At 69.1% G+C, this 8,127-nt stretch carries 7 protein-coding genes; all 7 read left to right on the forward strand.

Annotated features, from left to right (window positions below):
• The first annotated feature begins 1 nt into the window (after position 1).
• Entirely contained in the window at positions 2-2,536 is a 2,535-nt protein-coding gene (locus MJ777_RS14210) for a mannose-1-phosphate guanyltransferase (RefSeq protein ID WP_239309478.1), read from the forward strand.
• 172 nt (positions 2,537-2,708) lie between these two features.
• Complete coding sequence (gcvH, locus tag MJ777_RS14215; RefSeq protein ID WP_239376719.1) at positions 2,709-3,089, forward strand: glycine cleavage system protein GcvH; 381 nt, start codon at positions 2,709-2,711, stop codon at positions 3,087-3,089.
• Between the two features lie 306 nt (positions 3,090-3,395).
• The gene (locus tag MJ777_RS14220) at positions 3,396-3,947 is read left to right on the forward strand and encodes an FHA domain-containing protein (protein ID WP_239309464.1); all 552 of its coding nucleotides are present in this window, start codon (positions 3,396-3,398) and stop codon (positions 3,945-3,947) included.
• 16 nt (positions 3,948-3,963) lie between these two features.
• Entirely contained in the window at positions 3,964-4,731 is a 768-nt protein-coding gene (locus tag MJ777_RS14225) for a MerR family transcriptional regulator (RefSeq protein ID WP_239376721.1), read from the forward strand.
• Positions 4,732-4,951: 220 nt separating this feature from the next.
• Positions 4,952-5,437, forward strand: a complete 486-nt coding sequence (locus MJ777_RS14230; protein WP_239309468.1) for a bifunctional nuclease family protein — start codon at positions 4,952-4,954, stop codon at positions 5,435-5,437.
• A gap of 322 nt (positions 5,438-5,759) precedes the next feature.
• Positions 5,760-6,326: a MerR family transcriptional regulator gene (locus MJ777_RS14235; RefSeq protein ID WP_239309470.1), complete on the forward strand. Its 567-nt coding sequence runs from the start codon at positions 5,760-5,762 to the stop codon at positions 6,324-6,326.
• 266 nt (positions 6,327-6,592) lie between these two features.
• The coding region (locus tag MJ777_RS14240; protein WP_255724072.1) for an FtsK/SpoIIIE domain-containing protein at positions 6,593-8,127 on the forward strand (1,535 nt) is incomplete at its 3' end.

Genomic DNA, 8,127 nt, shown 5'->3' on the forward strand with positions numbered 1-8,127 from the left:
GATGGCGGGCGGTGAGGGGAGGCGCCTGCGCCCGATGACCGCCAACCAGCCCAAGCCGCTCCTCCCCGTCGTCAACCGCCCGATCATGGAACATGCGCTGCGGTTGCTCAAGCACCACGGTTTCGATGAGACCGTGGTGACGGTGCAGTTCCTCGCGGCGCACGTCCGGACGTACTTCGGTGACGGCGACGAGCTGGGGATGCACCTGTCCTACGCGACCGAGACCACGCCGTTGGGGACCGCCGGGAGCGTCCGCAACGCGCAGGACGCCCTGCGTGACGACCGGTTCCTGGTGATCAGCGGCGATGCGCTCACCGACATCGACCTGACCGCGCTGGTTGCCTACCACCGCAAGCAGGGCGCGCTGGTCACGGTCGCGCTCAAGTCCGTTCCCAATCCCCTGGAGTTCGGGATCGTCATCACCGACGACGACGGGCGGATCGTCCGGTTCCTGGAGAAGCCCACCTGGGGACAGGTCTTCTCCGACACGGTCAACACCGGCATCTACGTGATGGAACCGGAGGTTCTCGACCACGTCCCGCCCGGGGAGCCGGTGGACTGGTCGGGAGATGTCTTCCCGAAGCTCCTCACCGCTGGCGCGCCCCTGTTCGGCTACGCGCTCGACGGCTACTGGGAGGACGTCGGTACCATTCCCAGCTTCCTGCGGGTCCAGGCTGATGTGCTCAACGGCCAGGTGGACGTGGAGATCGGCGGCTTCGAGGTCTCGCCGGGGGTGTGGGTCGGCCGGGACGCCGACGTCCACCCGGAGGCGGTTCTGTCGGGCCCGCTGGTGATCGGCGACTACACGAAGGTCGAGGCCGGTGCCGAGCTGCGTGAGTTCACCGTCATCGGCAGCAACGTGGTGGTCAAACAGGGCGCCTTCCTGCACCGGGCGGTCGTCCAGGACAACGCCCTGATCGGGCCGCAGGCCAACCTGCGGGGCTGTGTGATCGGCAAGAGCACCGACGTGCTGCGGGCCGCGCGGGTCGAAGAGGGCGCCGTGATCGGTGACGAGTGCGTGATCGAAGAGGAGGCGTTCGTCTCCAACGACGTCATGGTGTACCCGTTCAAGACCATCGAGGCTGGTGCTGTGGTCAACACCAGCGTCATCTGGGAGTCCCGCGGGCAGCGCTCGCTGTTCGGCCCACGGGGGGTATCGGGGCTGATCAATGTCGAGATCACACCCGAACTGGCCGTCCGCCTCGCCAGCGCCTATGCCACGACCCTGCGTAAAGGATCAACAGTCACCACGGTCCGGGACAGCTCCCGGGCGGCCAGGGCACTCAAGCGAGCGGTGATCAGCGCGCTTACCGCGAGCGCGATGGACGTACGGGACCTGGAGGTCGCGCCGATGCCGGTGGCCCGCTTCGACGTCCGCACCTCCGACGCGGCCGGCGGCGTCATGGTACGCACGACGCCGGGGGACGCCGAACGGGTCGACATCAGCTTCATGGATGCCGAGGGCGCTGATCTCTCACTCGGCGCACAGCGCACACTCGACCGGGTCGTCAGCCGCCAGGAGTTCCGGCGGGCCTTTCCCAGCGAGATCGGGGAGCTGCGCTTCCCCGCCCGGACCGCCGACATCTACACCCGTGACCTGCTGGACCAGGTGGACATCTCGGGTCTGGCCGAAGGCAACCTGAAAATCGTGATCGACCCTGCCGGGGGAGCGACCTCGTTGGTGCTGCCCACCCTGTTGGGACGGCTCGGGGTGGATGTCCTCACCGTCAACGGCCGATTGGACGAGACCGTCCCGGCCCAGACGCCGGCCGATCGCCGCCGCGCGCTGGACCGTCTCGGCGCGCTCGTCGCCAGCTCGCGGGCTGCCTTCGGCGTCCGCTTCGACAACGCCGGTGACCGCATCACGATCGTGGACGAACGCGGCGACCTGATCGACGACGAGCGGGCGCTGCTGGTATTTCTTGATCTTGTCGCGGCGGAGAACCGGGGAGCCGAGGTGGCGCTGCCGGTCACCGCCACTCGGGTCGCGGATCAGGTGACCCGCTTCCATGGGCTGACGGTGCGGCGTACGTCGCTGTCAGCGGCCGACCTCACCCGGGCCGCCTCCGCGGCGAACGTCGTGTTCGCCGCGGACGGCCGCGGGGGGTTCGTGGTGCCCGAGTTCACCCCCGCGATCGACGGCCTGGCCGCGTTCGTCAGGCTGGCGGCTCTGGTCGCCCGGACCCGGCTGACCCTGAGCGCCATCGACGCGCGCATACCGGCGGTGTCGGTACTGCGCAGATCCGTGCCGACGCCGTGGGCGGCCAAGGGCATGGTGATGCGGCGAGTGGTGGAGGCGGTCGACTCCGACAGCGGATGCACGATCGACACCACCGACGGCGTCCGGGTGATCCTGGCGGATGGCTCGTGGGTACTGGTGCTCCCCGACCCGGCTGAAGCTGTCACCCATCTGTGGGCCGAGGGCCCCGACGCCACCACGGCGGAACAGCTCCTGGACTACTGGAGCGCCTTGTTCGCGGCCGGTGATCTCACCGACGATGATCGTTCACAGCGGGCGGTCGGTGCCGAGGGCTGACGCGGCCGGCGCTCGCCCCGCCGGTCCGCTGCCCCGCCGGGTGGAAGAAGAGCGGAAGAGTGGAACAATGGCCACGGCTCCAGCGCGCCGCGATGACCTTCCCAGGGCTGCCGGAAGCCGCGTCCGACGCTGTGGACCGACAGCGGAACCGACAACTGGGAGGCGATACCCGGTGTACCCGGAGGACCTGAAATACACCACGGAGCACGAATGGATCCGGGTGAGCAGCGACATCGCGCGGGTGGGTATCACCTCGTTCGCGCAGGATGCGCTCGGGGACATCGTGTTCGTGACACTGCCGGCGGTGGGCGACCGGGTGCGGGCAGGTGAGCCGTTCGGCGAAGTGGAGTCCACCAAGAGCGTCTCTGACGTCTACGCTCCGGTCTCCGGCGAGGTGATCGCTCGTAACGAAGTGCTCGACAGCACCCCTGAGCTGGTCAACTCCGATCCTTATGGTGAAGGATGGCTCGTCGAGGTGGCGGTCGACGATGCCGAGGCGACCGCGGCCTTGCTCGACGCCGTCGCCTACGCCCAGCATGTGCAGGGAACCTGAGAGCGCCCGGCAGCAACAGAAAGGATCTGCCCGTGTAGCCTACCGGTCAGATCAACGTTATGCGGGCGTAACCAGCCCCCTCTCTTTTCGCGGTAGTGGACCCGATGCACTAGCCTCATTGTGCGCCGGGAGGGCGGTGCGAGGCCGGGATGTCACGGTCCGTGCCATCCCCTCCGGCTTCGGGGACGTCCGCGTGGTGGGTGGGTGTCTCCGAGGAGGAAACAAATCTTTCGCCACCCCAGGAAGGTGGCCCGAGCGGCCGACCCAACCGCGCCCGCGGTGGTCCGGCAGGAAGCAGACGCGACCGTGTTCTGCACGAGGTGCGGACAGCAGAACCCGACCGATGCGCTGTACTGCGCGCGGTGCGGGTCGCCACTGGTACGTCCAGGTGAACCCGTCGCGCCGGAACGACCTGCCGAGCAGACTTCCACGCTCAATCTTGCCGCCGCCTTGTCGGGTATCGAGGGCGATCACGTCGATGAGTCGACCGAACGGGACGCCGTCGCCGCCGTTGACGCGCTGCCGCCGGGCTCCGGTTTGCTCGTGGTCAAGCGGGGTCCCAACGCGGGCAGCCGCTTCCTGTTGGACGCCGATCTGACAACGGCGGGCCGGCATCCGGAAAGTGACATCTTCCTCGATGATGTGACCGTGTCCCGCCGTCACGCCGAGTTCCATCGGTCTCCGTACACGAAGGGCTTCGCCGTGCGTGACGTCGGCAGCCTCAACGGCACCTACCTCAACCGGGAGCGGATCGACTCGGCCGAGCTGTCCAGCGGTGACGAGGTTCAGATCGGCAAGTTCCGGCTGGTGTTCCTGACTGGATCGATCATGGCGACGGGTGGCGGGGGGCACCAGTGAACCGGGGGTCCCATCGATGAACGCCGGTCAAGCCGCGACATCGCCCATGCCGATGCCCGCTCGGGCGTCGGCGGGTGGTTCCACCGCGAAAACGCTCAACATCGGCGAGGTGCTCGACCGGCTGCGGCTGGATTATCCCGACGTGACGCTGTCCAAGATTCGATATCTGGAGGCGGAAGGTCTTGTCGTGCCCGCTCGTACCACTGCGAACTATCGTAAGTACTCACCTGATGACGTTGTCCGGCTACGTTATGTACTCGGCGCACAGCGGGAACGCTTCCTGCCGCTGCGAGTGATCAAAGAAGAGCTGGAGTCCCTCGACCGGGGTGAGCAGCCGTGTGAACGGCCTGGCCCCCGTGCGGTGCCACCACCCCCGCCCCGCGTCCTGGACATGATCGTCGAGGCCGGCGAGACGGTGCGGATGTCGCGGCGAGAGCTGCTCGCCGTCACCGGCGTCACCGACGACCAGCTCGTCGAACTCGAGCAGTACGGGCTGCTCGCCCCCCGTCCGGGCGGTAGCTACTTCGACGGGGACGCGCTGGCGGTCGCGCGCACGTTCGCCGCGCTGAGCGCCTTCGGGATCCAGGCACGTCATCTGCGCTCCTCACGGGTCGCGGCCGACCGGGAAGCCGGCCTGATCGAACAGGTGGCGGCACCCCTGCGAGGCCAGCGTGACCGTCTCTGTGGACACGCGCAGGACACCGTGGACGAGCTCGCGGGCCTGCTGGTCCGGCTGCACGCCGCGCTGCTGCGCTCGCGTCTGCGGGCCGGGCCGAGCGGATGAGGCTGGCCTGGCGTGTCCTGCGGGCAGGCGCGCGCGGGCCGATGCGCGGGCGGGCACCTATCGTGGGAACTGAGGCGGAAGACGTCCACAGTGACCGATCTTTCCGGAAGCACCAGGCACGCTGACGAACTCCAGCGACGGGGATAGTGTCACCCGGTGGGCATCTACAGTTTCCACTCAGATCATCCTGTCCTGCTCACCTGTGCGAGGAGGTAGATCGGTGCATCGGCTGGACATCGTCGGCGTTCGTGTCGAGCTTCCGTCGAAGCAGCCGATCGTCCTGTTGAAGGAAGTCGAAGGTGAGCGTTACCTGCCCATCTGGATTGGCGCGGTGGAAGCGACCGCCATCGCGTTCGCGCAGGAAGGCATCACGACCGCTCGTCCGATGACCCATGACCTTATGCGTGATGTGCTGCAGGCCCTGCAGACGGAACTCACGAGGGTAACGATCAACGATCTTCAGGACGGCGTGTTCTTCGCGACGCTCGTGTTCGGGAACGGTATCGAGGTCTCGGCCCGGCCGTCGGACGCCATCGCGCTGGCCATGCGCATGGGTGCGCCTGTCTACGGCGAGGAGTCGGTGCTTGCGGAAGCTGGCATCACCGTGCCTGAAGATCAGGAACAGGAGCAGGAGAGCGAGCTGGAGAAGTTCCGGGAGTTCCTGGACACGATCTCACCGGAGGACTTCAACACACCGGGTTCCTAAGAAGAGCGCCCGAGGACAGGGCGTTCGATCAGGAAGCGGCGTCCGGGCGGATGGATCGCGAGCCAGACGCGTGTGGCGACGGCTTCGCGGGCCGTTGCGGCACGTGTGCGATCCTATCCTTACAGGGTTGGGATCGACGCGTTTTCGTACCGCCGCGGGACACGTCAATCCTGATCATTGATGCGGCCGTCACGGGCTCTTACCGTCGAGTCGAGGTTACGGGCACGCCCTCGGCGAGATCGTGAGCGGCGGTCGTGGAGCGGGGTGCCCGGTGGGTCCAGGAGCCGGTTGGACGGATGGCGACAGCGATGATCGGACGGCGATGATCGAGCAAGGTCAGCTCTTCCCGGACGATCTTCCCCAACCTCCTGGCGACGATGTCGGCTACCGGGGGCCCACCGCGTGCGCCGCCGCGGGGATCACCTATCGGCAGCTCGACTACTGGGCCCGTACCGGGCTTGTCCTGCCGAGCGTGCGCGGCGCCACGGGCTCGGGGAGCCAGCGGCTGTATTCCTTCCGGGATGTCCTGGTGCTGCGGGTCGTGCGCAAACTGCTGGAGGCGGGAGTCTCCCTGCAGAACATCCGCGCCGCCGTCGACTGCCTGCGTGTCCGCGGGATCGAGGATCTTGCCGAGGTCACCCTGGTCAGCGATGGGTCGACGGTGTACGAATGCATCTCCGACGATCAGGTCATCGACCTGGTCCAGGGAGGGCAGGGGGTCTTCGCGATCGCGGTCGGCCGGGCCCTGCGGGACATGCGCGGGCAGCTGTCCCAGCTGCCGACCGAGCGTCCCGAGCGCCCGGAACCGGCCGGGCCCCCGGCACACGCCGTGGTCGGTCATCCCGGGGACGAGCTGGCCGACCGGCGCGGCCGGCGGAGCTCGGCCTGAGCCGGTGGCCCGGCTGAACCGACGGCGGCCGGGAGCGACGCACCCGCGAGTGGGGGCGATGTTCCTGGACCGGGCCCGCGGGGACGGGGAGCATGAGGCGATGACCTCGTCCGGTAGCGTCACATCGGCGCAAGCCCGTCCAGTCAGGGGAAAACCCCGCCTCCGTCGGATCTCGTCGCTAGGTTGGTTCTACCGGTAGGTCACTGGTCGGCAAAGACGTCGCACCACCATCGGCGTGCCATCAGCTTGATCGCGGGGAGGTCGCGGTGCCGGGCGCTCGGCGAGTGCGGACGCTGGTCACCGGCATCCAGGCATGCTTCGGCGAAGCCCTGAGCCTCGCCGACCAGCTGGAGGCGCTGGCGGACGAGGTCGAGTCGGTCCAACCGGACACGCATGCTACGGCGGCGGATACATCCGCTCTCGACCGGGCCCGCCGCTCCGATGGCGCCTGGCAGGCCGTGTCCGCGCCGGCTGAGCGGGTGCCGATCGCGATCAGTACCGCGGCCGTGATTGCCCGTGGGCAGGCGTCCGCGCTGGCTGGCGCGGACTGGTCGGCACCGGTGTGGACACCGATCCGCCCGGCCGGGCTTGCCGGGCACCCGGCGCCGGGTGTGCCCGGCAAGCCCGGGTCCGCGCGCACGAGTGTGGACGAGCCCTACCGGCCTGGCCTGTGGCGGGTCGGCAAGGTGATCGTCCCGCCGTTGCTACCCGGCGGGGCCGCCGCCGAGGTCCCGCTTGCTGTCAGTTTGCTCGACGGCGCCAACCTGCGCATCGTGGTGGACCGCGACCACCGTGGCGAGGGGCTCGGTGTCGTGCGCGGCCTGCTCACCCGTGTTCTCGCGGCGGCGCCGGCAGGGTCGGTGCGGGTCGTCGTCTACGACCCGTATGAGCTGGGCGCGGGGCTTGCGGGGTTCGCCGCGCTGCGGGCCGCCGGGGTCGTCAGCCCCACCATCACCACCCGGACCCGCCTGGAAGGCGTGCTCGCCGAGCTCTCCACGGACGTGGGACGCATCACGGTCGACCGGCTCGGTGGCCGCTTCGCCTCGCTGCGGGAACGGGAAGCCGCCGGTCTGCCCCGGGCCGAGCCCTGGCGGCTGCTGGTGTTGCTGGCCTGGCCGTCCCTGGCCGATGACGCGGCCCGGTCGTTGGCCGCGGTCGCCGCCCAGGGGCCCGCGTGCGGTGTGCACGTCATTGCGCTGGTGGAGGAGGGCGCCGCGGCAACCGCCGTCCGGCGGGGGCAGGACACCCTGGCGAACGCCGAGAGCCTGTGGCTGACCCACGGCACCGGGAGCCCTGCCGCCGCGGGCCCCCGCCAGGCTGGCCGCGACCAGCTGAGCTGGCGCTGCTCACTGTCGGGCACGTTTCCATGCGACCTGGATGAGCCGCCTCCCCCCAGCCTGGTGGCCGCGGTGGCCGAGGCCGTGGCCACCGCCGCGACCGACGAGGCTGTACGGCCGCTGAACGCACGCGCCCTGCTGCCCGAGACGCTGTGGAGCTTCGATGCCGCCGGCGGCCTGGCCGTTCCGGTGGCGTTCGGCCCAGACGGCCCGGTGACGTTGCGGTTCGACGACGACACGGTCCACGCGCTGGTCGGGGGACAGGCCGGAGCGGGAAAGTCGACCTTGCTGCTTGATGTGGTGTACGGCCTGGCCGCTCGCTACGCGCCCGAGCAGCTGCGGTTCCACCTGCTCGACTTCAAGGAAGGCCTGGAGTTCGCCCAGTTCGCCCCTCGTGATGAGGATCCGTTCGTGTTGCCCCACGCGGACACGATCGGGATGGACAGCGACCGGGAGTTCGGGGT

The organism is Protofrankia sp. Cj5 (assembly GCF_917627405.1).
In the GTDB taxonomy this organism is placed as follows: Bacteria; Actinomycetota; Actinomycetes; order Frankiales; family Frankiaceae; genus Protofrankia.